Below are 25,179 nucleotides of genomic sequence, written 5' to 3'. Positions count from 1 at the left end.
ACATAAGCACAATATAACTTAAGTCAATTATATCGTCCTGAGATTAAAATCTTACATTTGCTGTATGATTACAATTAAAGAAATAAGTACCAAAAAGGAAATGAAACAATTTGTTAAATTTCCTTTTTCTCTTTATAAAAACAACAAATACTGGGTTCCTCCAATTATTAAAGATGAAGTGGATAGCTTCGATAAAAATAAAAACCCCGTTTTTGAGCACGCCAATGCTCGATTTTTCATTGCATTAAAAAACAATGTAATTGTAGGTAGAATTGTTGCTATTATAAACACCTATGAAATTGAACAGCAAAACATAAAAAAAATGCGTTTTGGCTGGTTTGATGTAATTGATGACATAGAAGTTACCAAAGCTTTATTAGAAAAAGTTAAAGAAATTGGACGTGAAAACAATCTTGAATATATTGAAGGTCCTGTAGGGTTTAATAATCTTGATAAAACAGGTGTACTAGTTGATGGATTTGATCATATCGGAACTATGATTACGTGGTATAACCACCCATATTATTCAAAGCATTTAGAACAATTAGGTTTTATAAAAGAGAAAGAATATTTAGAGAATAAATTTCTTTTTAAAAATGTTGATGCAAAGAAATACAAAAGGATCAGTAATTTAATTCAAAAAAGATATGAGCTAAAACCTTTGAATTTCACTTCAACAAAAATGATAATGCCTTATGTAGATGAAATGTTTGAGCTTTTTAGCAAATCTTACTCGAAGCTTTCAACTTTCGTTCCTATTTCTGATGCTCAAATACAACACTTTAAGAAGAAGTATATCAGCTTTATCAATCCGGAGTATATTAAATTTGTTGTAAACAAAGAGAATAAACTGGTGGCCTTTGCTATAGTAATGCCTTCATTTTCTGAAGCCTTACAAAAGGCAAACGGAAAACTTTTTCCTTTCGGATTATTTCATTTATTAAACGCTCGTAAAAACTCTAAAGATGTTACTTTTTATTTAATTGGTGTTGATCCAGAATATCAAAATAAAGGAGTTACGGCTATTATTTTTGATCAATATACTGATACATTTACTCCAAAAGGAATTGAAAATTGTATTCGCACTCCAGAATTAGCTGACAATACAGCTATACATCAAATTTGGAGAGATTTTAATCCTACAACTCACAAAATAAGAAGAACTTATAAACAAGATTTATAATGCAGTTATTTTTTAATCCAAACATTACAACAGAAACAACTCAAATAACTTTCGAAAAAGAAGAAAGTAAACACATTGTAAGGGTTTTAAGAAAAAAAGAAGGTGATATGTTACATATAACTAACGGAAAGGGTTTTTTATTTTTTGCTGAAATATCGATACCAAATGACAAAAAATGTGTTGCTGTAATTACTAGATTTGAAGAAAAGAAAAGAAATAGAGATTATTATTTACATGTTGCCATTGCTCCCACAAAAAATAACGATCGTTTAGAGTGGTTTTTAGAAAAAGCTACCGAAATTGGAATTGATGAAATAACACCTATAATTTGCGAAAACTCAGAAAGGAAAGTTGTAAAAATTGAACGTTTATCAAAAATTGTTCAATCAGCAATGAAACAATCTTTGCAGTTTACAATTCCAAAGCTGAATAATCCAATTAAGTTTTCTGAATTTATAAATCAAGATTTTAATTCAGAGTTGTTTATTGCTCATTGCGAAGAAGGTACTGATAAACATTTTTTAAAAAACAGCATCACTCCTAAATCAAACTACACAATACTTATAGGTCCTGAAGGTGATTTTTCTACAGGTGAAATAAAAGAATCTTTGTCTAATAATTTTAAACCTATCTCTCTAGGAGAAAATCGTTTACGTACAGAAACCGCAGGACTTAATGTAGTTCAATCTATTTCTTTTGTACATCAATAGTTCATTTTTTGTATATTTAGGATCTAATCAATTTATTTCAGTTGGATACTACTACAATTTTCAATTTATTTTTATTAGTTAGTGCGATACATGGTTTTGGCTTTAGCTTGATTCTTTTCTGTTCTAAAAACGGTAGAGAAAAGAGTATGCTTTATTTAAATCTATTAATTTTAGCAATCTCTTTAAACAACATTCAATCTTGGGCTCTTGAAAAGCATTTATTTCAACACAAATTCTCTCTAGATTACCTACAAATTCCATGGCATTTTTTAGCGATGCCGTTTTTATATATGTTTTTAGTTAACTATTTAAATTTAGCTGAAAAATCTATTAAATTACTACGATTTATATTACCAATATTCGTTGTAATAATAATAACTCAAATAAGCTTTGTTTACAGCTATAGTAATTCAACTTCATCTAAAGAAAATTTAGATTTCGTATATGAACGCTACACCTCTTTCGAAGAGATCTTTAGCTTAATAGTATCATTCAGTATATTTATTTATTCATTTTATATCTTATATAAAAAAGAAAACCTTTTCCCTAAAATACTTTCTTATGATAACTTAAAGTGGATACATACATTTTTTAAGTTAACTTCAGTCGGATATGCTTTATGGGTTCTAGCATTGGTTATAAAAGTAAAAATGAATTTTACCGGATTTCTTTTTTCTTATTACCCACTTAGAATTTATACAACTATTCTTATTTATTGGTTAGGTTACCAAGGATTAAGGCAAATTCGTATATTAAAAGAACGTAAACAAATTAGAAAATCACTTCAAATAAACTTAAATGATGAAATTGATGTTGAAGCAAAAAAATTAAGTAAAAAAGACGTTTTTTCTGACACAGATAAATATAGAGAGCAATTTGAAGAAATTGATGAATTTATAAAAGAAAACAAAAAATATTTACTTACTAAATACACACTACAAAACCTATCAGAAGACACTAATTTAAGCTCAAGTACACTTTCTTTAATTGTAAATAACACATACGGTAAATCATTTACAGATTATCTAAATACAATGAGAGTAGAACAAGCAAAAACATTATTGTTAGATCCTGAATATGAAAACTACACCATTACTTCGATAGGTTTGGAGTCTGGATTCAATTCAAAATCGACTTTCTACACTGTATTTAAAAAATATTCTGGAAATACTCCTGTAGAATTCAAAAACAAGTCTAGAGCAGAGATTTTAAACTGGAAATCAACAACATACACCAAAAAAGACTCAATTCTACCAAAATAAAATAAACGTTCTTTTTATAAAACATCGGTTCGAAAACGTCTAGATTGGATGATTTCGAACTCTAAAAACACTGTTTAATCGTAAATTTGTATCAAGAAATTATTAAGATGAAAATTTTGAAGGGTTTTTCAGCTTATAAAAATTTCTAAAAATCTTTGTTGAGTTTACTCAATAGTGAAAAAGAAAGGGATTAAACCTAAAAACACCAATAAATATATTGGTGTTTTTTAGTTTTCTAACAGTAATTTATTTCTTCAAAAAACAAACTAAATTCACCATCTTTTTATAAAAAGTCAGTTCGAAAACATCCGTTTTAAGTGTTTTCGAACTCATGTATCTTAAAAGAAATCTATCTTTGATGTGAAGTTATATAACTGTTGAAAATATTAAGGGGATTTTCAATTTAAAAAAAATAATTTCTTAAGGGGAAAAAAACACCAATATATTTATTGGTGTTTTTTATTGTTCTTTTGTTATCTTGCTTTTACAATCTAACTTCATATATGAAAAGCATTATTCTATACTTTTTTTTATTATTAACTTACTCACTGAATGCTCAACAATTAGCTATTTTAAAATATAATGGAAGCGGAGATTGGTATGCAAACCCTACAGCTTTACCAAACCTTATAAACTTTTGCAATACAAATTCAAAAACCTTGATAGAATCTAAGGTTCAAACGACTACATTAGACGATGAATCAATAAATAATTACCCAATAGTATTTCTTACTGGTCATGGTAATGTGTTTTTTTCAAATAGAGAAGCTAAAAATTTAAGACAATATTTAACATCTGGAGGATTCTTACATATTTCTGATAATTATGGTTTGGACAAGTATATTCGTAGGGAACTGAAAAAAGTTTTTCCTAAACTCAGTCTTCAAGAAATTCCAAACAATCATCCTATTTATCATCAAAAATTTTCTTTTCCTAAAGGGCTTCCAAAAATTCATGAACATAATAAAAAGCCATCACAAGGATTCGGAATTTTCTACAACGGAAGACTGGTTGTTTTTTATGATTATGAGAGTGATTTAAGCGACGGATGGGAAGATACAGAAGTACATAACAACCCTAAAGAGATTAGAGAGAAAGCTTTAAAAATGGGATCAAACATTATAGAATATGCCTTTAAACATTAATAACATTCAAATAGATAGTATTAAAATAAATTTTGATACTGAAGCATTATGGATGCTTAATATAGCATTAGCAATTATAATGTTTGGTATTGCATTGGATATTAAAATTGAAGATTTTAAACGACTCTTAAAAAATCCAAAAATAGTTTTAGTCGGCTTATTGTCTCAGTTTTTTCTACTTCCTTTTTTAACGTTTATTGCTATCTGTATTATTAAACCATATCCAAGTTTTGCACTAGGAATGATGATGGTAGCTGCATGTCCTGGCGGGAATGTTTCTAACTTTTTTAGTAAAATGGCTAACGGAAACGCTGCCTTATCGGTAAGCTTAACGGCATTTGCTACCTTAATTTGTTTAGTTATGACACCTCTTAACTTACACTTATGGGGTAGCTTATATGAACCTACAAATCTTATTTTAAAAAGTATATCGTTAAATCCTTTTGAATTATTCAAACTTGTTTTACTCATTCTAGGAATCCCAATTATTTTAGGAATGACTGTAAATCATTTTCATCCAGAAATGGCGAAAAAGATAAATAAAGTGCTTCGTCCATTTTCAATTATTTTCTTTTTAATATTAATTGTTGTAGCTCTATATGATAATGCTGATATTTTTAAAAACTATATCCATCTCGTTTTATTTTTAGTTATTTTTCATAACATCTTTGCTTTTATTATTGGCTATGTAACTGCAAAATCATTTAAATTAAATGATAAAGACAGTAAAACAATTTCTATGGAAACTGGAATTCAAAATAGCGGTTTAGGATTATTATTAATTTTTAGTTTTTTTGAAGGTTTAGGAGGAATGGCTTTACTAGCTGCTTTTTGGGGAGTTTGGGACATCTTTTCTGGAATGGCACTAGCAACTTACTGGGGACGAAAAAAGAATGATTAATGAGATTATTACTTTATTACTTTTTTAAAATATTCATAAAAACAGGACTTTTCTTTTATACTAAAAAAGTAAAAGTTTTCGGACACGAGAATATCCCAAAAAAAGGAGCTATTTTATTTACTGCAAATCACCCTAATGGATTGATTGACCCTTTATTAATTGCTACACATATAACAAGAAAAACTCATTTTTTAGTTAGAGCAGCTGTATTTAAAAAAAAGCTTGTAGCTCGTTTCTTTGACTTATTAGGTATGATGCCGATTTACCGCATAAGAGATGGAGTGAAACAGCTTTCGAAAAATGAAGAAATTTTTAATAAATGCCAACAGTTATTAAAAAACAATAAAACTCTTTTAATTTTTCCTGAAGGAAGTCATAATAGAAAAAGAACTATTAGACCCTTAAGTAAAGGTTTTACTAGAATAATTTTTAGAACACTAGATGAAAGCCCAGAAATAAGCATACAAATTGTTCCTATTGGGATTACATATCAGAATGCTTCTAGCTACCCTTCTAAAGTTGCTATTAATATTGGCACACCTATTTTAGCTAACAAACACTATAGAAAAGAGAACATCAACAACTCAGTAAAAGAAATAAAAGAATTAGTTTCTACTCAATTAGAATCTTTGAGTGTACATATAAACGATGACGAAAACTACAATCAAAAATTAACTAAATTAAATAAAGCTCAAGTTGATTTTACAGAAGTTGAGACAATTAATAACATTATTAAAAGTGATAGTTTCCATGAAGAAAAAGCCTTTAAGAAAAATCGTAAAAAACCAGTTTTTTATTTAATACTATTGAACAGTATTATTCCATATACTATATGGAAATTTTTAAGTAAAAAGGTTTTAGAAATAGAGTTTGTAGACACTTTTCGTTTTGGAGTAAACATTTTACTGTTCCCAATTTTTTATATTTTACAAAGCTGGTTAATTAGTTTATTCTTTGGATGGAAAATTGCCTTAATCTATTTTATTCTATCGGCTTTATTCATTCTTTTTTATACTAAAACCTCAGCTACTCCAGCAGAATAGCATTCTGAATATCTTCTTGAATTTTTGTTCTCATATTACTTTTTACGAGTCCTCTATTTCTCATCGTAGGATATACTCTATTTGATAAGAAAACATATACAATTCCAGATTCTGGGTCTGCCCAAGTATAAGTACCAGTAAATCCGCTATGACCAAAACTTTTATCTGACACACAACCACAAGTAGGTTTCTCTTCAGGACGAATTTGAGGTTTATCAAACCCTAAACCTCTTCGTACTTTTTTATCGGCGTAGTAGCGCTTATTAAATTTATCAAGTGTTTCTGAATCTAAATATTTTTTCCCTCCGTAAGTTCCTTTTTGCAAATACATTTGCATGATTTTAGCTACATCGTTTGCGTTTGCAAATAAACCTGCATGACCTCCTACTCCACCCAACATAGCAGCTCCCATATCATGTACATACCCATGCACTAATTGATTACGATAATAAGTATCTTTCTCTGTAGGCACAATTTCAGATTTACTAAACTTATTAAGTGGTAAATAAGTCATCCTATCAGCTCCTAAAGATTGATAGAAATTCTCTTCAACTAATTTATTTAAAGGCTTTTTGTACTTTCTTTCAAGAAGCTCTTTAAAAATATAGTAACCTAAATCACTATACTTATATCCTACTCTTTCTCGTTGCTCTGACTCAACTATATGCTTATATATCGAATCTCTATAATCTTTAGTTAAGTATAAATCTTTAGCTACTTTAATATTATATTTTTTTGTTCTTTTCTTTCTATAATACTTATTAGAATTCTTCTTTGTGATTGAATCTTGAGTGTTTACGTAAAAAGGAATCCAAGAACGAAGACGCCCATAATGAGATAATATTTCTTTTAAAAGTAAAGTATCTTTATTTGACTCTTTAAACCTAGGCAAAACATCTCCTAAACTTGAAAACAAACTAATCTTTTTATCTTCCTCTGCCTTCATTATCATTGGTAGTGAAGCCAATATTTTTGTTAATGAAGCTAAATCATAAATATCTGATTGTTTTACCTTTTTCTCTTTTAGATGTGTGTGATAACCAAAGTTTTTGTTATAAATCACCTTTCCGTTACGAGCAACAATAACCTGTCCTCCTGGAGTCATTTTCTCCTTTAAAATGGTGTCGATTCTTTTATTTATAATTGATAACTTTTCTGATGAGACTCCGGCTTCTTCAGGAACTGTATATTCTAAAACATTATTGTTATTAATAACAACTCCTTCACCTACTTTAAAATCATCATTTATAGATACTGGCAACTTACCTTTAACATCAAATGCTCCAAATAAAGCTTGCGCTGAAAGCTCTTGAGCCAATTCACTGTTTTGATAAGAAACAACTAGCCCTTCAATATTGGTGAATGATTTAACCTTCAATAAACTATATGGACTCGCAAAAACATCTAAAATTATTTTTTTTGTTCTTGCTATTTCTTGTAACCAAACTAAATCTTTATTTGAAAACTTATATCCTTTCCAAGGATGCTTGTTTGATTTATGAAAACCAACAATCACTAAATTATACTTTTGTAATCGTTGCATTAAAACACTTAAATGCTTATCTGAAACTACATCGACCTTTGTGTAATTTTTAAGCATTTTATAAAATGATTTCCCTTTATCATCTCCTAAAGAAACATAGGCTATTTTTTTATCCTCCAAATTTTTAATCGGTAAGATATCATCTTGATTTTTGATTACAGTAATAGAATTCTTAATCAATTTACGATGTAAAACCTCATCATAAGGTGCATTTAAATCTTTTTGTAGATTCTCTGTAGATATTGATTTATAATTATTCAACCCAACCAAATACTTTGATTTTAATATTTTTCTAACAGATTTATTTAACCTTTCTTCGGTTAAAGTCCCATTTTCAAAAGCTTGTTTTAGCAACTTAATAGACTCTGGTACATCTTGTGGAATTAACAACATGTCATTACCTGCTAGAATAGCAGCTAAATCAATCTCTGCTGGTGATGAATAATTTGCAGCACCTTTCATGTTTAATCCATCTGTAATTACCAAACCTTGAAACCCTAATTTATCTTGTAGTAAATTAGTTACAACTCTTTTTGACAATGATGTTGGTAATTTTGAATTTGCTTCTAATGATGGAATACTTAAATGCGCTGTCATTACACTTGCTACTCCAGCATCAAACATTTTACGATATGGATATAATTCAATTGAATCTAATCGTTGTTCGCTAAAATTAATTGTCGGTAATGTGTGATGAGAATCGGTTGCAGTATCTCCATGACCTGGAAAATGCTTTGCATTGGCTAAAACGCCTACACTCTGCATACCTTCGGTAAAGGCAATTGCTTTTTGAGTTACATTTTCTTTATCTTCTCCAAAAGAACGATTTCCTATAATTGGGTTGTTTGGATTTGTATTAATGTCAACAACTGGAGCAAAGTTCATATGAATCCCAACTCTTTTACAATGCTCACCTATTCTCTTACCAGTTTCTTTTAATAACTCTTGATCTTTAATAGCTCCTAAAGCCATATTCCAAGGAAAACGATAGGTGTTTTTCAAGCGCATATCTAATCCCCACTCCCCATCAAAACCGATCATTAAAGGTACTTTAGATAACGATTGATACTTATTATTTAAAGTTACTTGTTTTTCTGGCGTTCCTTGCATAAAAATTAAATTACCTACATGATATTTATTAATCATGCTTGTAATAAATTGTTCGTGCTTTTTATCTTTATTAGAATACGCTTGTATCATGAACAACTGCCCTATCTTTTCATCGACAGACATTGATTTCATAATACTATCTACCCAAATATTTTGAGCTTCGGCATCTTTTGCTAAAAGTGGATCTACTTGTTGTGCATTACTTAACTGTATAACAACAAGTGCTAAAAAAACTAGTATCTTTTTCATCATATACGTATCATCTATCTATATTAAATAGAAATCAATTGTTATACCAAAAATCGTTTATGCCAACTTTTATCTGCTGTTACTTCCCAATTATTTTCGAAATCTTCTTTGGTATTTATCATATTATTAAACACTACAGTATTTGCTGTTATCTTTTTCTCTTTTGCAAACTTTTGAAAATCTGATAACTTAACAATATTGATATTTTCTCCGTCTTTAAAAGAAATATTCATTTTATTCATTAAATCTATCTTCAATTCTTTTTCTAATTCTTGAACAAAACGAACAGAAGCATCAATAGAACACCCTGAAACATTGTTAAAACTTTCATCTACAACCAATACTAAAAATTGATTGTATTTTATAGTAAATGATCCTTTTAAATCATCTCCATGACGCGTCCAATTATCAATAAACAATATTGCCTTTGCGCTGATATATTCTATTTCTTCTACTGTAAATTCTCTATCTGCTTGGTACACCCAAACTCTTGAGTTGTTTGGTAAATTATTATATTCTGTGAACATTCTTTTTAAATGTTTAGTTACTGATTTTATTTAATTAGTTAAAGTTACTGAAATTGCAGGAACATTCGAAAAATCATTTTCTGGCATTGGTATTTTATACCAATTACCTTTACTGAAATAACATATCCTATTCGTTTCTTTATACTCTTTTGATTTTGTTAGACCAATTACTGGTGCGTAATAATATTGTTTCTCTTTGTTTTTAAAAGTATCCCAAACATATAAGTTATAAGGAATCAAAAGTTTTTCAAAGACAACAAACAAACCATTTTCTGGTAATTCTAAATAATATTTATCTAAATTTAATTCAACTGAGTTTTGCCCTTTATCTTTAGATATAGATATATTCTCTTTTAAAATATCCTCTTTTGGCTTGCCAGTATTCTCATCAACTGAAAAAAATCGGATTCTAAATTTAGCTTTGTGTGAGTTTCTTTTTGAAAAGAAAATCTTCACATTCTCAAGATAAAAAACACCATCTAATTTATTAGGAAAATATTTCCCTACCATTCTTATGTTGTTGGTATGAAATGGGCTTACTCTTTTCTTTACTTTATCTAAAACAACCTTTTTGTTTCTTTCTTTTGATACAACTACTTCGTTTAACTTATATAGCTTAGGACTTAAATACAAAGTTTTATTCTGTATATCTTTTGCAAGAACAACTGTGTCTTTATAATTTAAACAAGACACATGAACTTTATCTTTTAATAATTCTTTCTTAATTTCTAATTCAAAGCTCCCATCTTCTTTTGAAGAAATTCCTTTGTTGCTTTTTATAAAACTAACATTAGCATAAACAACAGGCTCTTTATTTTCTTTATCTAAAATATTTCCTTTCAAAGTAATCGTTTGTGCTGAAATTTGCGCACAAACAAAAAATAAAACAAGTATTTTTTTCACAATTTACTTTTCATCGAAAATAACAATCTATCAAACACTTAAAAACTAAGTTTTTGTTAATTTATATTATTTTAACATTACCTTAGATTAAACTTCTGTTGTAAAGCTTGTAATTTCTCTTCATCAGACATTGTTTCTTTGGGTGCAGACATACGCTCTTTTATTTCACGTAATACTTTTTTAGTGTATAATGGAAAGTCAGCATTTTGAATCCAAGCATTATATCCTGGGTTTTCTTTTAATACCTCTTCAACTGTGCGTCCTTTATATTTACCAAAAGAGAAAATTTCTTGATCGTCGTCATTCATTAAAACAAAACCTGCAAAATCCGCTCGTTTACCATGTGTTGAAAATTCACTTAATGCATCAACAGTATTTTCTATATCGTCATACTTATCTAACTGAGCTAATAAAATTTCATAGGTAGCATTGGTATCTGCTTCTGCTCCGTGGGCACCTACTAATTCTTTTCCGCAATAAAATTGATACCCTGCACTTAAAGTTCTTTGTTCTTTTTTATGAAAAATTACTTGAACATCAATCGCTTTTCTATTTTTCATATCAAAATCGATACCAGCTCTCATTAGTTCTTCTGCCAATAACGGAATATCGAATCGGTTTGAATTGAAACCAGCTAAATCACAACCTTCAATCATTTCATTAATTTTCGGTGCTAATTCTTTAAACGTTGGTTCTGTTACTACTTTTTCGTTTGTAATACCATGGATATCTGACGATTCTTTTGGTATTTCTACTTCTGGATTTACCAACCAAGTTTTACTTTCTTTATTTCCGTTTGGAAACACTTTTAAGATTGAAATTTCTACAACTCTATCTTTCGCTATGTTTATACCTGTCGTTTCTAAATCGAAAAATATAATTGGTTTTATTAAGTTTAATTCCATTATTATTTTTTGGAAATTATTCGTTATTTAATTGAGCTTTAAACTCGTCTATTTGGTTTATTACTTTTGATGAAAGCCTAGGCTCTTTAAAATTGTACTTTTTAAGTTCTTCTAATAAAGTCTTTGCTACTAATAATCTCGCAGTTGGTTTATCATCCGCTGGAACAACATACCAAGGTGCATAATAGGTTGATGTTCTATTCAACAAATCTTCATAACAATCTTGATATTTATCCCATAGTTTACGCTCCTTTAAATCTCCTGCCGAAAATTTCCAGTTTTTTTCAGGAATATTCAAACGACGCAATAATCTATTTTTCTGCTCGTCTTTAGATAAATTTAAAAAGAACTTTAATACAATGGTTCCATTATCTGAAATATGTTTTTCAAATTGATTAATTCTATCCATTCGTGAATGGTAAAACTCATCATTTAAATCGTCCAAACTTTTTACTATTGGAATGTTCTCAGAAAAAACATATTCAGGATGTACACGAGTTACCAAAACATTTTCGTAATGTGTTCTATTAAAAACACTGATTTTTCCTTTTGCTGGCAATGCAATATAATGACGCCATAAGAAATCGTGTTTTAGTTCTAACTCGGTAGGTACTTTAAAACTATGTACTACTACCCCTCTTGCATTTACATCTTTAAACACTTCACGTATTAAACTATCTTTACCAGCAGTGTCCATTCCTTGTAAGCAAATTAACACACTGTATTTACCCTCAGCATACATTTTATCTTGTAATTCGCTTATTTCTTTCCTTACTTTTTTAAGCTTCTTCTTAGCTTTCTCATCCACAACTTTTGTGGTAAAGTCTTTTAAAGTTTTTTCCTCTGAAAACTTGTAAGTATCCGTATTCATATACAATGCTCATTTATACGATAAAAGTACAAAAAATATCAGCTTTTACTATTGATTTTATCTTGAGAATCATCAATTTTTACAATAAACTATTAAATATTGAAAGAAATTAATTTTAGACTTTTACTTATCTAAAACAAACAGACATGAAGAAAACAGTTATAATACAAGGAAGTTCAAAAAGTAACGGAAATACTAAAAAAGTAATTGATTACTTAAACTCCGATAATAATTTCGACATTATTGATTTGAAAACAAAAAATATTGGTGGATTTGAATATGATTTCAGCAATTCAGAAGATGACTTTATCCCTTTAATGGAAGACATTATTAACAAATATGATACTATAATTTTTGCAACTCCTGTATATTGGTATTCAATGAGTGGAACTTTAAAAAACTTCTTTGACCGATTATCTGATTTATTACATTATAAAAAAGAATTAGGTAGAAAATTAAGAGGTAAAAACATGGCTATGATTAGCAACTCTGGTATTAACGATTTAAAAAATGGTTTTGAAATGCCCTTTATTGAAAGCGCTAATTATTTAGGTATGAATTACCTTGGCAGCACTCATGGCTGGTTTACCGAAGATGGTACTCAAATTCACCCTGAAGCAAAAAATAAAATTGATTCTTTTAAAAAGCTATTCTAATCGCAAGGCGATAGCTAAGCTATTTAATGTCAATATATTTGTTTTCAAATTTTTAAAATCAACAACACCTGTTACATCTACACACAAACAGTTTATTAAATCCAGTTTTTAAAGTCTTTTACACGCTCTCTACTTACAATAATTTCATCAGCATCGTAAGAATGTAGTTTTAATTGTAAACGAGAGTTTGTATAAGAAACAATGTCTTTTATTGCATTTATATGCACAATGAAGGTACGATTTACTCTAAAAAATTGCTCAGGATCTAATTGATCTTGCCAATGCTCTAAAGAATTATCGATTAAATAATTTCTATTTGAATTTGTTTGAATATACGTTGCTTTATTTTCTGAATAAAAGCACTCGATCTCATCAACATGAATAATTTTGATATGTTGTCCTATTTTAATAGTAAATCGCTTTTTAAACTTACGATCTATAGGATTGATTAGTAACTTACGTATATCATCAATATTTACTTGTAAATCGGTTTGTTTTGGCTGATTCTCTTTAAACTTATCTACTGCTACTTTCAATTCATCTTCATCAATAGGTTTTAATAGATAATCAATGGAATTTAACTTAAAAGCTTTTAATGCATATTCATCGTAAGCAGTAGTAAAAATGATTGCTGATTTTACCTCAATCTCTTCAAAAATTTCAAAAGATAAACCGTCAGATAATTGAATATCTAAGAAAATTAAATCCGGATGTTGATTCTTTTGAAACCAATTAATCGATTCTTCTACCGAATGCAACATTGTGTTAACTTCAATATCTAATTCAGCTAACATTCTACTTAATCTTCTTGCTGCTGGTTTTTCGTCTTCAATAATTAATACGTTCATAAAATTATAACTCTATTAGTTTTCGTCCATGTATTCTTTAATCTTACGCTCTTCCCAATTTTTACTAAAAAGTTTATCTTTTCCTAACACATTAAAGCCATGTATTAATAAAGCAATACCCCACCAAAAAAAGATTTTATAATTACTTGTATCAGAAAAAGCTTCAACAAAAGAATCTCCATGTTTAATATCCTTATAAATTCTATAGCCGATTAAAATAACATTGAAAATAATATAAAAAGTTAAATGTTTGTAAAACTTCTTAATATCTTCGACTCGTTTTTTTGCTTTTATATATTTATCTGAATTACTTTTTGATTCCATCGTATTATTCATTTTCATTCATAAATTCTTTAATTTTCTTTTGCTCCCAATTATCAATAAAAGGAATTTTATACTTAAAAGCATATATGCCTTGTATTACAATTACCACAAACCAGATTAGGGCATTTACCCAAATATTTGCTCTTGCCCACTTTATAGTTTTTGGATTGTGAAGATGACTCTCAAAAAAATCAAATATGATGTTAGAAAATAGCAATAAAATCAACATTATAATTACAAACACTTGTAAATGATTATAAAAGTTACGTTGCTTTTTTATTCTCTTCTTTATTTCGAGATATTTAGCTTCTTTCATTTTTTCCTTCATTTAAATATTCTTGAATTTTTCTTTTTTCCCAATCCGATCCCATAAAGAAATTAAAACCAAAAGCTTTAAAAGCATGTAATAACATTGGAACTCCCCATAAAAACCATAAAGCCAAAGTGTTTAAATCGAAAAATGCTTCTTGAAAAGTTTCTCCATTATTCATATTACGGATGACTTTACTTGTAGATAGTATCGTGTTAACTACTAAATAAACTGCAAAATGCGTATAAAAACTTTTTAAAGTCTCTACTTTCTTTTTAGCTCGAATAAATTTTTGTTCTTCTAAATTATTATCCAATTCCATAATTTAAAACCTATCATTATTCATGTATTCCTTAATCTTTCGATCTTCCCAATCTTTACCGAAAAAGACATTTGTACCAAAGGCGCCAACCCAATGAAAAAATAAACCAATACCCCAAAATACCCAGGTAGCATAAACTCCAAAATTAGTTATTGCTTCATTAAAACTATCTCCGTCCTCACTCATCAATCCATAAACAATAACACAACTTATAAATATGTTTACAATTATATAAGAAGCTAAATGCCAATAAAAACCTTTTATTTTTTCAACGCGTTTTTTAGCTAGCAAATACCTATGCTCTTCTGAGTAATTGTTTTCTGAATTATCTATTCTTTTCATTTTAATTATATCCTTTTTTATTATCTTCTTCCATCATCTGTTTTATTTTCTTTTCTTCCCAGTTTTTACCTAAAAATAAATTATAGTTATTTGTTTCTAAATAATGAAATACTAAACCAATTCCCCATCCAAATATTGGGAACCAAAACCAATGGAATTGTGGCGAAAACTTTAGGTTTATAAATATTAAAAATGGTATCACCATACAGTAAGCTACTAAGTTTTGATAGAATTCTTTTAATTTCTCGACTCTTTCTACAGCCTTAACATATTTGCTGTTTTCTAAATTATCTGTATTAAACGACATATTATTTGTTTTTGTTAACAGTGGTAAACTCACTGTAAATGTTTTGTTATTGTTTGTTATTTCAACATTTCTATTAGTAATTAAGCCATAACGATCTGCTATATTTCTTAATCCTACCTTAGTACTCTTACCTATTGTTTCTTTTGGATTAATGTTGTTTTGTATTTGCAAAAAACCGTCTTCTTCAAAAATATTTATCTCTAATGGTTTTGTTGACGAAACTACATTATGCTTTACTGCATTTTCTAACAATAATTGAAGTGACAGTGGCACTATTTTTAAATCCGAATTACTAACCTCAACTGGGATATTAAACTTCACCGCATCTTCAAATCGCATTTGCAATAACTCCATATACGTCCTTGCAAACTTCAACTCTTCTTCTAACGGAATTAGTTCTTTATTTCTTTGCTCTAAAACGTATCTATAAATCTTAGATAATTTAGTGGTAAACTTTTCTGCTAGTGATGGATTTTCACCAATCAAAGAAGTCAACACATTTAAACTATTAAATAAAAAATGTGGATCTATTTGACTTTTTAAAGTTTCAAATTTTGCTGTTTCCGTCTTAGCTACTATTTCATGTTGAGTTGTTTCTTGCTTAACAGAAGCTTTCCAATTCATCATAAAACCTTTTGCATGAAAAAAAGCTGCAATACCTAACGATATAATTATTCCTAATAAATGAGCAAAAACCAAATTTCTTGTAAAAAAAACAGAAGGGTCGTTACCAAACAAAATTATATACTGTACATAATGAATAGCTAAAACTGCTATAACTGTATAAACTATTGTTGAAATTACACCAGCCCAAACTCTCTGATTTGTTTCTTCAACCCAATCCCATTTTGTGTTTAGATAATCGTTAATCATTCCGTTACCTAATCCTAAAGTAAAAGAATACATTGCAGATATTAAAAATACTAAACCTGCTCCTTTTAAAGTAAATTGTTGATTTATGATTGTAAAGAATATTCCAAAAATGATCGTTAATTTTAAACAAATTAAAATATCTTTTTTTAAACTCTTAAAAGTGCTTTCTACTGGTGATTTCATTCTATTTACTACTAAAATTTGATTTCTAAAGATACATCTTTATCAGTAACTAAGAATTTAATTTGATCATACATCGGAGGCCCAAAACGATTCATATTATTTGTTGAAACCCCATAATCTTCCATTGGCATTCCGTTTGGTTGAAAATCCATTTTATCATTATTGTTTTTATCATGAAAACAAATAACTGCATATTCACCAATTGAAACATTTTCAAAAACCACTTCACTTTTTCCTTCTTTAATTGTTGATGATTTTGCTTGGATTGGTTGCATTCTAAAGTTTTCTTTATTGTACAAAGCATAACTTACTTTTCCTGCATCAGATGTTGCATTTACAACGATTGCTGTTATTGTTCTATTTTGAGCTATTAATTTTTCTGATATAAAAAATAAACTCAACATTAAAATTGTTATTAAAAATTTCATCCTTTTAAAGTTTTATTGGTTAAACACAGTACAAATATCTACTTGAATTAAAGGTTTTAAAACTAAAAACAACCGAACTGTATTTTTTTTAGGATGAACTGTAACAATTTGTATTTTTGAGCTACTTATAACATATCAACTAAAAAAACTTAGTGGAAAAGGAACTAGAAAATAAATTTTTATCCGATTTCGAAGCTAATCAAAACATTGTGCATAAGGTATGTAGAATTTATACTACCAATCAAGATGCACATAACGATTTGTTTCAAGAGATCACAATTCAACTATGGAAAAACTATAGTAAGTTTAGAGGTGATGCAAAGTTTAGTACTTGGATGTATAGAGTTGCATTAAATACAGCAATCTCATTATATAGAAAATCTACAAGAACTGTAAAGACTCAAGACATTACCGACTATTCTTTTAAAATTAAGGCTGAAGATTATGATGAAACCGAAGAATTGCAATTAAAAGCATTATACAATGCCATTCGCAAACTAAATGATATTGATAAAGCTTTGATTTTTTTATACCTAGAAGATAAGCCTTACAAAGAGATTTCAGCAACTTTAGGTATTAGTGAAGTAAATGCTCGTGTTAAAATGAACAGAGCAAAAGATAAATTAAAAAAAGTATTAAACCCATAACATATGGATTTAGATAAATATAAAAAAGCTTGGGATAATCAACCTGAAGAAACTAATAAGGTTTCTAAGGTAGATATCTATAAGATGGCGCATTCAAAATCATCATCAATCGTAAAATGGATTTTTATTATTGGAATATTAGAATTAGCATTTTGGGCAGGAATTAATATATTCTTTGTTGGTGAATCATATACTGAGGTATACAAACAATTACATTTAAATAGTATTGTAAAAATAAGTGTATATATACATTATTTTGTTATTGCTATTTTCTTATACTTCTTTTATCAGAATTATAAATCAATTTCAGTATCAGACTCTACCAAGACATTAATTCACAAAATTCTAAAAACAAGAAAAACTGTAAAATACTACGTGTATTTTAATTTAGCATATATGGTTCTTGCTAATGTTTTTGTGATGTGTTTAATTTTTTCTGACTTAGATTTATTGATAGAATATTATCATAATCAAGGAATAAGCACCCCAGACAACAAAGATCAACTTTTAACTTCTTTAATTATTGCTATGGTTGTTTTATTAAGTTTTATGGTATTGATTCTTTGGCTATTCTATAAAGTTATCTACGGAATATTATTACGTAAACTAAACAGTAACTATAAAGAATTAGCTAAGCTAGAAGAGCTTAATTAAAATTAAAAAGAGAGCGTAAATTTACGCTCTCTTTTTAGTTTTAAAACAACTTTAATTCTTCTAATAATTTTTGATGCATCTCATCAGTAAAATCTAAATGAGTTACAATACGTATTTTACCGTCTCCCATAGAAATTAATAAAATACCCTTAGCTTCCATCTTTTTAATAAAATCCATTGGATCTATATCATCATTTACATAAAAAATAATGATGTTTGTTTCTATAGGCTCTACTTTTTTAACATAAGAGCAGTTTTCTAACACTTGTCCTATTTCTTTTGCCTTTTTATGATCATCAGCTAAACGTTCAACTTGATTATCTAATGCATAAATCGCTGCTGCTGCTAAAAACCCTGCTTGTCGCATTCCTCCTCCAAATAATTTACGAACTCTCAATGCCTTTTCTATATGTTCTTTAGTTCCTATTAAAATAGACCCTACTGGAGCTCCTAGCCCTTTAGATAAACAAATAGAAATAGTATCAAACAACTCTCCGTATTGTTGTGGAGTTTCATTCTTCGCTACCAGCGCATTAAATAATCTTGCTCCATCTAAATGAAATGCTAAATTATTATCTTTCGAAATTTTCTGAATTCTCTTAAGTTCTTCAAAATCCCAACAAGCTCCTCCTCCTTTATTTGTTGTGTTTTCTATACAAACTAATCGATTATATGGAACATGAATGTCAGCTCTACCCATAACCGCTTTTGCTAATTGATCTGCGGTGAACATTCCTCTATCTCCATCAATTAAATGTGATGTTACCCCAGAATTAAAAGCTGCTCCTCCGCCTTCATAATTATAAACATGTGCCCATTTATCACAAAACATTTTATCACCTGGTTGTGTATGAATTTTAATAGCTACTTGATTCGCCATTGTACCTGAAGGAAAAAATAATGCAGCTTCCATTCCAAACATTTTGGCTACTCTTTCTTGCAATAAATTCACAGTTGGATCTGCTCCAAAAACATCGTCTCCAACTTCTGCTTTCATCATTGCCTCCAACATCCCTTTAGTAGGTTTTGTTACTGTATCGCTTATTAAGTTTATTTCCATTTTTAACTACGATTTTAAAATGTATTTTTGCTGTATGATTACACACGACCAGCTTAAAAATATTGCTGAACGAATTGGCAAGTTAAAAGGTTATTTAGACATTGACAAGAAGTTAATTGAAATAAATAATGAAGAAGAAAAAACTGCCGACCCAAACTTTTGGAACAATCCAAAAGAAGCTGAGATTTTAATGAAATCGCTTCGTTTTAAGAAAAAATGGGTAGAAGATTACAATACCATTGTTTCTATGAACGAAGATTTAACTATTCTATATGATTTTTATAAAGAAGATGGCGCTGAAGAATCTGAAGTAATTGAGCAATTTGAAAAAACCAGTGCTCTTTTAGAGGATATTGAATTTAAAAATATGCTATCTGAAGAAGGTGATAGTTTAAGCGCAACCATACAAATAACAGCAGGTGCAGGAGGAACAGAGAGTTGCGATTGGGCAGAAATGTTATTCCGAATGTATACCATGTGGGGAGAAAAACAGGGATTCAAATTAAAGACCTTAAACTATCAAGCAGGTGATTCCGCAGGTATAAAAACAGTTACTTTTGAAGTAGATGGTGATTATGCTTTTGGTTGGTTAAAAGGTGAAAACGGAGTGCATCGATTAGTACGTATTTCTCCATTTGATTCTAATGCAAAACGACACACAAGTTTTGCTTCGGTTTATGTATACCCTGTTGCTGATGATTCTATAGAGATTGAAGTAAATCCTGCGGATATTGAAATTACCACTGCTCGTTCGAGTGGAGCTGGTGGGCAAAATGTAAATAAAGTTGAAACTAAAGTTCAACTACATCATAAGCCTACTGGAATTCAAATTCAATGTTCCAACTCACGTTCACAACACGATAATAGAGCAACTGCAATGCAAATGTTAAAATCTCAATTATATGAAATTGAGTTACAAAAGCGAATGGCTGCTCGTGCAGATATCGAAGCTAATAAAATGAAAAACGAATGGGGAAGCCAAATTCGTAATTATGTAATGCATCCCTATAAATTGGTAAAAGATGTTCGTACTGCTCATGAAACAGGAAATGTTGATGCAGTTATGGATGGAAACATCAATCCTTTCTTAAAAGCTTATTTAATGTTAAACGGACAAAAAGATAATTAAGTTCTTATTGAAAAAAAATAAACTATACTAAAATGATAAAAATATATCACAATAATAGATGTTCTAAATCTCGCTGTGGGGTTCAAATTTTAGAAGAATCTGGAAAAAATTTTGAAATTGTAAAGTATTTAGAAAATATTCCTTCTGAATCAGAATTAAAAGAAATTGTCTCTTTACTAAACATTTCTCCAATTCAATTAGTTCGTAAAAATGAAAAAATTTGGAAAGAAGAATTTAAAGGAAAAGAATTATCAGAAGCAGAAGTTATTACTGCAATGGTAGAAAACCCAAAACTTATTGAACGCCCAATAGTAATTAACGGTGATAAAGCTGTTATAGGAAGACCTCCTGAAACTATTCTAGAAATCATATAACATCATAAAAGCTCTCAAGAAATTGAGGGCTTTTATTTTTTTAGAAATTTCGATTCTAAAAAACCTAATCCATAGCCATAAAATTGGGTTAACGTAGTTACTATACTTAAAAAAGCTACTTTAAAGTTTGTATTTTGAATTAAAGAGTCTAAAAAAATAAATAAGAAATAGCATCCATAAAAAGCTATGAATTGCCAGTAGCCGAAAAATATTGCTATAATAGAAATATCAATACCTATAATAAACAAACTAGGAAACCAATAAGTGATTTTAGCTGTCTCTGGATACTTTTTATTTAATATTGGCCTTGCTGTTCCAAATGAAAAAGTTTGTTTAAAAAATTGCTTTATAGTACTTCTACGCTTATGATAAACAAAAGCTTTTTCTATTAACTGTGTTTCAAATCCATTTTCCCATAAACGAAAAGTTAAATCGATATCTTCTCCTATTTTCATTTGAGAAAAACCCTGAGTAGTTTCAAAAGCTTTCTTCGATAAACCTAAATTAAAACTACGAGGTTGAAACCTCCCTACTCCTTTCTTCTTACCTCTAATTCCTCCTGTGGTTAACACTGAAGTCATCGAATAATTAATTGCTTTTTGTAACGAAGTAAAACTTTTGTGAGCTGCATCAGGTCCGCCAAAAGCATCTGTAAATTTTTCTTGTAAAGCTTCGTTTACTTCAGATAAATATTGAGATGGAACAATTACATCTGAATCTAAAATGATAAAATAGTTTCCTGAAGCGCGTTGCATTCCATAGTTACGGCTTGCTCCTGCTCCAGTATTTTCTTTATAAAAATATTTTAAATCTAAATTTAATTGGTATTTCTCTATAATCTTCTCTGAAGAATCTTGTGAACCGTCTTCAATAATAAGCACCTCGAAATCTTGTTTAAAATCTTGTTCTGTAAGACTCTCCAACAATTCCTCAATTTCTTGAGGGCGATTATAAACTGGAACTATTATTGAAAACTTTAAATTCATTATACTAAAATACTAGAATTTATTTGTTCAGTAATTCCATTCCAAAGATTGATTCTTTTTTGTAATGATTCTTTAGCGTAATATAATACATCATTCCATTTTTGCTCATCGTCACCACATAACTCCTCTATCATTTTTAATGATAAAGGTCCGTGTTCATCACCATCCAATTCAATGTGCCTATTAAGGTAATACGTTAATTTATTATAGGCACCTCCTTCTTTATCTTCAGTATTTTTAACTATTTCTAAAAACATATCCGGAATTACATCTTCTCTACCAAATGTGAAACTTGCTGCAATAATATGTGGCTCTTCTGTACGAATTACATCTAATGTAAACAGCACAAAATCTTTTGTTTCTTCAGAAATTGAACTCTTATTTAAAGCTTCTTCTACTGAATTAGTTTCAATAAGATTGTATATAAAGTTTGATATTTCTGCTGTACTCGATTTTGCTTGTTTCATCGCATCAATATACATTTCAAAATGACTTTTAGGTTCTCCTAATTCATTTACATCTGTTTCTTCTCCTAAAACAATTTCGTTAATAAACCTAGCTGTTTGCGGATTTGCAACAGGAAGCCATGGTAATGTTGTACAAGTTAATGATTGCTGTAATGCTTTTAATAACGACATAAAGTCCCAAACCGCAAAAACATGAGATTCCATAAACACTTTTACATCATCAATATCTTTTAATGAGTTATATAAAACGTGATTTTTTAATTTTTCTCTTAAAGGTTCTAACTCCTTTTCAATATGTGAAATGTTACTCATTTTACTCTCTATCAATAAAAAATGCAAATCTAACGATTTGCATTTTATTTATATTTTTATGTTGATAAAATTACTCTTCAGTAAACTTATCCATCACAGCTGTACTTACTCCCATATTAGAGAATCCTCCATCATGAAATAAGTTTTGCAAGGTTACTTTCTTTGTTAAGTCTGAGAATAATGAAATCGTATAATCTGCACATTCTAATGCTGATGCATTTCCTAGTGGAGACATTTTTTCTGCATACGAAATAAATCCATCAAAACCTTTTACTCCTTGACCAGCAGTTGTTGGTGTTGGAGATTGAGAAATGGTATTTACACGTACTTTATGATCGCGTCCAAAGAAATAACCAAAACTACGAGCAATCGATTCTAAATACGCTTTATTATCAGCCATATCATTATAATCAGGAAAAACACGTTGTGCAGCCATATAAGTTAAGGCTACAATACTCCCCCACTCGTTCATTGCTTGTTTGTTATATAAAACATTCATTACTTTATGAAAAGATACTGCCGAAACATCCCATCCTTTAGTGGTAAAATCATATTTAGAATCTGTATAATGACGCCCTTTACGTACGTTTACAGACATACCAATTGAATGTAAAACGAAATCAATTTTACCTCCTAAAATCTCCATAGACTTTTCAACTAAATTTGTGATATCGTCCATAGAAGTAGCATCAGCTGGTATAATTTCTGAATTTGTTTTTGCTGCTAATTCTTTAATTTGCCCCATACGCATTGCAATAGGCGCATTAGTTAATACGAACTCTGCCCCTTCTTCATGAGCACGTTCAGCAACTTTCCATGCAATAGAGTTTTCATCTAAAGCTCCGAAAATAATTCCTTTTTTACCTTTTAATAAATTATACATAGTATTTAGTGTTTGTTTATTCTGTAATTTTAATTCAATAATTCTTTTGCATGTGTTAATGCACTTTCTGAGATTTCTTTTCCGCTTAACATTTCTGCAATTTCAACGATACGTTCTTCATTAGAAAGTTGTTTTAAGTTAGAAGTTGTCACTCCTTCTTCTTCTCCTTTATATACTTTGTAATGTTGTGTGCCTTTCGATGCTATTTGTGGTAAATGCGTAATCGTTATTACTTGCATATTCATCCCCATATCCTGCATTATCTTCGCTATTTTATTAGATACTTCTCCAGAAACTCCTGTATCAATTTCATCAAAAATAATTGTTGGCAATTGGATATTTTCTGATAAAATCTTTTTGATTGATAACATTATTCTAGAAAGTTCTCCTCCAGAGGCTACCTTTTTTAATTCTCCAAAATTACCACCTTTATTTGCTGAAAATAAAAATAATAAATTGTCTTTTCCATTAGTTAAATAATTTTCAGAAGGATTTAACTCTATTGAAAAACGAGCATTTGGCATTCCTAATTCAGATAACAAATACTCTAATTCTTTCTGAAGTTTAGGTATTGCTTTATTTCTTGATTTTGTAATCATAGCAGCAACTTCATCTAATTTTATTGCTACTTGTTTGATCTCTGCATTTTTTACTTCAATTAAATCACCCGCACCTTCTACTTGTGCTACTTTTTCTGATAAAGATTCATGAATTACCAATAACTCTTTAATTGAATCGACAGAATGTTTCTTTTGAAGATTATAAATTAATTGTAATCTATCATTCAGTTCTTCAATTTCATTTGGATTAAAATCCACCTCTTCATTGGCATTTTCTAATTCTGAAACGATATCATCAAGTTCAATTTTTATGCTAGAAATTCTATTAGAAAGCTCTTCGTAATTCTTCGCATACGAACTTATCTTTTGTAAATTATTCTCTAAAGAATGTAATAAGTTTTGAAGCCCAATTTCATCATTAATCGAAATTTGTAAAGCTTCTGATAAATTCAACTTTATATCCTCTATATTATTAAGCTTATCTAGCTTTTCTTCTAACTTCTCTTGCTCTCCATCCTCTAATTTTGCTTCTTCAAACTCATTAAACAAATGTAAATTGTATTCGTATTGCTCGTTAGATTTCTCTGTTTCTTCTTGTAAAATTTTCAGCTCTCTAACTAACGAATTGTATTTTTTTAATCCTCTTTTGTAAGAATCTATCTTCGCTTTATTTTTTGCTAAAGCATCTATAACCGAAAATTGAAAAGCAACATCAGACAATTGCATTGTTTGATGCTGAGAATGAATATCTATCAGCTTACTTTTTAATGCTGTTAATACCGATAAATTTACTGGAGTATCATTTACAAACGCTCTAGATTTACCTGAAGGCAATATCTCTCTTCTTATAATAGTTTCTGCTTCATAATCAATATCTAATTTTTCAAATAAAGACTGAAGCGCATATCCATCAACAGCAAACTGAGCTTCAATAATACATTTTTTATCAGTGTTTTTTAATGATGATAAATCAGCACGATTTCCCATTACTAAGCCTAATGCGCCTAGTAAAATGGATTTTCCTGCCCCAGTTTCACCAGTTATTATAGATAAACCTTTTGTGAAATCAATCGATAACTGATTGATTAACGCGTAATTATGTATGGATAGATGTGTAAGCAAATTCTATTCTTTGAAAAGAATAAAAGTAAGAATTTTGAGT

28 protein-coding genes are annotated in these 25,179 nt (G+C 29.1%); 11 read left to right on the top strand and 17 right to left on the bottom strand.

Features of this window, described 5'->3' with window-relative positions; translation table 11 throughout:
- The first annotated feature begins 64 nt into the window (after positions 1 to 64).
- The 6 genes from H3Z83_RS08905 to H3Z83_RS08880 all read left to right on the top strand — a co-directional run bounded on the left by H3Z83_RS08905 (position 65) and on the right by H3Z83_RS08880 (position 6,244).
- The gene (locus H3Z83_RS08905; RefSeq protein ID WP_182125131.1) at positions 65 to 1,183 is read left to right on the top strand and encodes a GTP cyclohydrolase; all 1,119 of its coding nucleotides are present in this window, start codon (positions 65 to 67) and stop codon (positions 1,181 to 1,183) included.
- A complete protein-coding gene (locus H3Z83_RS08900) occupies positions 1,183 to 1,893 on the top strand; it encodes a 16S rRNA (uracil(1498)-N(3))-methyltransferase (protein WP_182125130.1) in 711 nt (236 codons plus the stop codon). The genes H3Z83_RS08905 and H3Z83_RS08900 overlap by 1 nt, the downstream gene beginning before the upstream one ends.
- Before the next feature lie 41 nt (positions 1,894 to 1,934).
- Positions 1,935 to 3,155 carry a helix-turn-helix domain-containing protein gene (locus H3Z83_RS08895; RefSeq protein WP_182125129.1) on the top strand — a complete coding sequence of 407 codons (1,221 nt, stop codon included), beginning with the start codon at positions 1,935 to 1,937 and terminating at the stop codon, positions 3,153 to 3,155.
- A gap of 503 nt (positions 3,156 to 3,658) precedes the next feature.
- Complete coding sequence (locus H3Z83_RS08890) at positions 3,659 to 4,300, top strand: DUF4159 domain-containing protein (RefSeq protein WP_182125128.1); 642 nt, start codon at positions 3,659 to 3,661, stop codon at positions 4,298 to 4,300.
- Entirely contained in the window at positions 4,284 to 5,201 is a 918-nt protein-coding gene (locus H3Z83_RS08885; RefSeq protein WP_182125127.1) for a bile acid:sodium symporter family protein, read from the top strand. The genes H3Z83_RS08890 and H3Z83_RS08885 overlap by 17 nt, the downstream gene beginning before the upstream one ends.
- Complete coding sequence (locus tag H3Z83_RS08880) at positions 5,201 to 6,244, top strand: lysophospholipid acyltransferase family protein (RefSeq protein ID WP_182125126.1); 1,044 nt, start codon at positions 5,201 to 5,203, stop codon at positions 6,242 to 6,244. Before H3Z83_RS08885 ends, H3Z83_RS08880 begins: the two co-directional genes overlap by 1 nt.
- On the opposite strand, the gene H3Z83_RS08875 is transcribed toward H3Z83_RS08880, so the two are convergent.
- From H3Z83_RS08875 to H3Z83_RS08855, 5 genes are all read right to left on the bottom strand, one after another.
- Positions 6,228 to 9,146 (bottom strand): glycoside hydrolase family 3 N-terminal domain-containing protein, encoded by a 2,919-nt coding sequence (locus H3Z83_RS08875; RefSeq protein ID WP_182125125.1) that lies wholly within the window; start codon positions 9,144 to 9,146, stop codon positions 6,228 to 6,230. The two genes, H3Z83_RS08880 and H3Z83_RS08875, sit on opposite strands and share 17 nt — an antisense overlap.
- Before the next feature lie 41 nt (positions 9,147 to 9,187).
- Positions 9,188 to 9,673: an ABC transporter ATPase gene (locus H3Z83_RS08870; protein ID WP_182125124.1), complete on the bottom strand. Its 486-nt coding sequence runs from the start codon at positions 9,671 to 9,673 to the stop codon at positions 9,188 to 9,190.
- A gap of 30 nt (positions 9,674 to 9,703) precedes the next feature.
- Complete coding sequence (locus tag H3Z83_RS08865) at positions 9,704 to 10,576, bottom strand: carboxypeptidase-like regulatory domain-containing protein (protein ID WP_182125123.1); 873 nt, start codon at positions 10,574 to 10,576, stop codon at positions 9,704 to 9,706.
- Between the two features lie 77 nt (positions 10,577 to 10,653).
- Positions 10,654 to 11,481 carry a 3'-5' exonuclease gene (locus tag H3Z83_RS08860; RefSeq protein ID WP_182125122.1) on the bottom strand — a complete coding sequence of 276 codons (828 nt, stop codon included), beginning with the start codon at positions 11,479 to 11,481 and terminating at the stop codon, positions 10,654 to 10,656.
- Positions 11,482 to 11,497: 16 nt separating this feature from the next.
- Entirely contained in the window at positions 11,498 to 12,352 is an 855-nt protein-coding gene (locus tag H3Z83_RS08855) for a PPK2 family polyphosphate kinase (RefSeq protein WP_182125121.1), read from the bottom strand.
- Between the two features lie 146 nt (positions 12,353 to 12,498).
- Here H3Z83_RS08855 and H3Z83_RS08850 point away from each other — a divergent pair, with 146 nt between their 5' ends.
- Positions 12,499 to 13,008: a flavodoxin family protein gene (locus H3Z83_RS08850; protein ID WP_182125120.1), complete on the top strand. Its 510-nt coding sequence runs from the start codon at positions 12,499 to 12,501 to the stop codon at positions 13,006 to 13,008.
- A 95-nt stretch (positions 13,009 to 13,103) separates the two neighbouring features.
- Here the strand turns inward: H3Z83_RS08850 and H3Z83_RS08845 are convergent, their stop codons facing one another.
- From H3Z83_RS08845 to H3Z83_RS08815, 7 genes are read right to left on the bottom strand one after another with little or no spacing between them, the layout of a single operon-like run.
- Entirely contained in the window at positions 13,104 to 13,856 is a 753-nt protein-coding gene (locus H3Z83_RS08845) for a LytR/AlgR family response regulator transcription factor (RefSeq protein WP_182125119.1), read from the bottom strand.
- A gap of 15 nt (positions 13,857 to 13,871) precedes the next feature.
- Entirely contained in the window at positions 13,872 to 14,198 is a 327-nt protein-coding gene (locus tag H3Z83_RS08840; RefSeq protein WP_182125118.1) for a 2TM domain-containing protein, read from the bottom strand.
- Complete coding sequence (locus H3Z83_RS08835) at positions 14,185 to 14,496, bottom strand: 2TM domain-containing protein (protein WP_182125117.1); 312 nt, start codon at positions 14,494 to 14,496, stop codon at positions 14,185 to 14,187. Before H3Z83_RS08835 ends, H3Z83_RS08840 begins: the two co-directional genes overlap by 14 nt.
- The gene (locus tag H3Z83_RS08830) at positions 14,483 to 14,806 is read right to left on the bottom strand and encodes a 2TM domain-containing protein (protein ID WP_246337510.1); all 324 of its coding nucleotides are present in this window, start codon (positions 14,804 to 14,806) and stop codon (positions 14,483 to 14,485) included. Before H3Z83_RS08830 ends, H3Z83_RS08835 begins: the two co-directional genes overlap by 14 nt.
- Before the next feature lie 9 nt (positions 14,807 to 14,815).
- Entirely contained in the window at positions 14,816 to 15,154 is a 339-nt protein-coding gene (locus tag H3Z83_RS08825; RefSeq protein WP_182125115.1) for a 2TM domain-containing protein, read from the bottom strand.
- A gap of 1 nt (position 15,155) precedes the next feature.
- A complete protein-coding gene (locus tag H3Z83_RS08820; RefSeq protein WP_182125114.1) occupies positions 15,156 to 16,517 on the bottom strand; it encodes a 2TM domain-containing protein in 1,362 nt (453 codons plus the stop codon).
- 11 nt (positions 16,518 to 16,528) lie between these two features.
- Entirely contained in the window at positions 16,529 to 16,945 is a 417-nt protein-coding gene (locus H3Z83_RS08815; RefSeq protein ID WP_182125113.1) for a DUF2141 domain-containing protein, read from the bottom strand.
- 152 nt (positions 16,946 to 17,097) lie between these two features.
- Here H3Z83_RS08815 and H3Z83_RS08810 point away from each other — a divergent pair, with 152 nt between their 5' ends.
- Entirely contained in the window at positions 17,098 to 17,592 is a 495-nt protein-coding gene (locus H3Z83_RS08810; RefSeq protein ID WP_182125112.1) for an RNA polymerase sigma factor, read from the top strand.
- Positions 17,593 to 17,595: 3 nt separating this feature from the next.
- On the top strand, positions 17,596 to 18,246 hold the full coding sequence (locus H3Z83_RS08805) for a hypothetical protein (protein ID WP_182125111.1): 651 nt from the start codon (positions 17,596 to 17,598) through the stop codon (positions 18,244 to 18,246).
- Between the two features lie 40 nt (positions 18,247 to 18,286).
- On the opposite strand, the gene H3Z83_RS08800 is transcribed toward H3Z83_RS08805, so the two are convergent.
- A complete protein-coding gene (locus H3Z83_RS08800; RefSeq protein ID WP_182125110.1) occupies positions 18,287 to 19,306 on the bottom strand; it encodes a threonine aldolase family protein in 1,020 nt (339 codons plus the stop codon).
- A 34-nt stretch (positions 19,307 to 19,340) separates the two neighbouring features.
- Here H3Z83_RS08800 and prfB point away from each other — a divergent pair, with 34 nt between their 5' ends.
- Positions 19,341 to 20,435, top strand: coding sequence for a peptide chain release factor 2 (gene prfB, locus H3Z83_RS08795; protein ID WP_182125109.1), 1,095 nt, complete (start codon positions 19,341 to 19,343; stop codon positions 20,433 to 20,435).
- Between the two features lie 32 nt (positions 20,436 to 20,467).
- Complete coding sequence (arsC, locus tag H3Z83_RS08790; protein WP_182125108.1) at positions 20,468 to 20,809, top strand: arsenate reductase (glutaredoxin); 342 nt, start codon at positions 20,468 to 20,470, stop codon at positions 20,807 to 20,809.
- Between the two features lie 32 nt (positions 20,810 to 20,841).
- Here the strand turns inward: arsC and H3Z83_RS08785 are convergent, their stop codons facing one another.
- The 4 genes from H3Z83_RS08785 to recN form a co-directional block, all read right to left on the bottom strand.
- On the bottom strand, positions 20,842 to 21,795 hold the full coding sequence (locus H3Z83_RS08785; RefSeq protein WP_182125107.1) for a glycosyltransferase: 954 nt from the start codon (positions 21,793 to 21,795) through the stop codon (positions 20,842 to 20,844).
- A complete protein-coding gene (locus tag H3Z83_RS08780; RefSeq protein WP_182125106.1) occupies positions 21,795 to 22,574 on the bottom strand; it encodes a DUF3050 domain-containing protein in 780 nt (259 codons plus the stop codon). The genes H3Z83_RS08785 and H3Z83_RS08780 overlap by 1 nt, the downstream gene beginning before the upstream one ends.
- A gap of 70 nt (positions 22,575 to 22,644) precedes the next feature.
- Positions 22,645 to 23,457, bottom strand: a complete 813-nt coding sequence (locus H3Z83_RS08775; protein WP_182125105.1) for an enoyl-ACP reductase FabI — start codon at positions 23,455 to 23,457, stop codon at positions 22,645 to 22,647.
- Positions 23,458 to 23,486: 29 nt separating this feature from the next.
- A complete protein-coding gene (gene recN / locus H3Z83_RS08770) occupies positions 23,487 to 25,139 on the bottom strand; it encodes a DNA repair protein RecN (protein WP_182125104.1) in 1,653 nt (550 codons plus the stop codon).
- Positions 25,140 to 25,179 lie beyond the last annotated feature (40 nt).

Origin of the sequence: Tenacibaculum pelagium, from assembly GCF_014062345.1 — a bacterium.
GTDB classification, from domain to species: Bacteria; Bacteroidota; Bacteroidia; order Flavobacteriales; family Flavobacteriaceae; genus Polaribacter; species Polaribacter pelagius.
The sequence above is the reverse complement of the archived record's forward strand: the minus strand, read 5'-3'. Positions and strand labels throughout refer to the sequence as shown.

Coding starts and splice junctions, on each gene's coding strand:
- prfB (WP_182125109.1), top strand. CDS start 19,341: ATGATTACACACGACCAGCTTAAAAATATTGCTGAACGAATTGGCAAG.
- H3Z83_RS08840 (WP_182125118.1), bottom strand. CDS start 14,198: ATGAAAATGAATAATACGATGGAATCAAAAAGTAATTCAGATAAATAT.
- H3Z83_RS08885 (WP_182125127.1), top strand. CDS start 4,284: ATGCCTTTAAACATTAATAACATTCAAATAGATAGTATTAAAATAAAT.
- H3Z83_RS08905 (WP_182125131.1), top strand. CDS start 65: ATGATTACAATTAAAGAAATAAGTACCAAAAAGGAAATGAAACAATTT.
- H3Z83_RS08835 (WP_182125117.1), bottom strand. CDS start 14,496: ATGAAAGAAGCTAAATATCTCGAAATAAAGAAGAGAATAAAAAAGCAA.
- H3Z83_RS08800 (WP_182125110.1), bottom strand. CDS start 19,306: ATGGAAATAAACTTAATAAGCGATACAGTAACAAAACCTACTAAAGGG.
- H3Z83_RS08870 (WP_182125124.1), bottom strand. CDS start 9,673: ATGTTCACAGAATATAATAATTTACCAAACAACTCAAGAGTTTGGGTG.
- H3Z83_RS08875 (WP_182125125.1), bottom strand. CDS start 9,146: ATGAAAAAGATACTAGTTTTTTTAGCACTTGTTGTTATACAGTTAAGT.
- H3Z83_RS08855 (WP_182125121.1), bottom strand. CDS start 12,352: ATGAATACGGATACTTACAAGTTTTCAGAGGAAAAAACTTTAAAAGAC.
- H3Z83_RS08825 (WP_182125115.1), bottom strand. CDS start 15,154: ATGAAAAGAATAGATAATTCAGAAAACAATTACTCAGAAGAGCATAGG.
- H3Z83_RS08815 (WP_182125113.1), bottom strand. CDS start 16,945: ATGAAATTTTTAATAACAATTTTAATGTTGAGTTTATTTTTTATATCA.
- H3Z83_RS08890 (WP_182125128.1), top strand. CDS start 3,659: ATGAAAAGCATTATTCTATACTTTTTTTTATTATTAACTTACTCACTG.
- H3Z83_RS08785 (WP_182125107.1), bottom strand. CDS start 21,795: ATGAATTTAAAGTTTTCAATAATAGTTCCAGTTTATAATCGCCCTCAA.
- H3Z83_RS08880 (WP_182125126.1), top strand. CDS start 5,201: ATGAGATTATTACTTTATTACTTTTTTAAAATATTCATAAAAACAGGA.
- H3Z83_RS08780 (WP_182125106.1), bottom strand. CDS start 22,574: ATGAGTAACATTTCACATATTGAAAAGGAGTTAGAACCTTTAAGAGAA.
- H3Z83_RS08775 (WP_182125105.1), bottom strand. CDS start 23,457: ATGTATAATTTATTAAAAGGTAAAAAAGGAATTATTTTCGGAGCTTTA.
- H3Z83_RS08860 (WP_182125122.1), bottom strand. CDS start 11,481: ATGGAATTAAACTTAATAAAACCAATTATATTTTTCGATTTAGAAACG.
- H3Z83_RS08845 (WP_182125119.1), bottom strand. CDS start 13,856: ATGAACGTATTAATTATTGAAGACGAAAAACCAGCAGCAAGAAGATTA.
- H3Z83_RS08805 (WP_182125111.1), top strand. CDS start 17,596: ATGGATTTAGATAAATATAAAAAAGCTTGGGATAATCAACCTGAAGAA.
- H3Z83_RS08850 (WP_182125120.1), top strand. CDS start 12,499: ATGAAGAAAACAGTTATAATACAAGGAAGTTCAAAAAGTAACGGAAAT.
- H3Z83_RS08820 (WP_182125114.1), bottom strand. CDS start 16,517: ATGAAATCACCAGTAGAAAGCACTTTTAAGAGTTTAAAAAAAGATATT.
- H3Z83_RS08900 (WP_182125130.1), top strand. CDS start 1,183: ATGCAGTTATTTTTTAATCCAAACATTACAACAGAAACAACTCAAATA.
- arsC (WP_182125108.1), top strand. CDS start 20,468: ATGATAAAAATATATCACAATAATAGATGTTCTAAATCTCGCTGTGGG.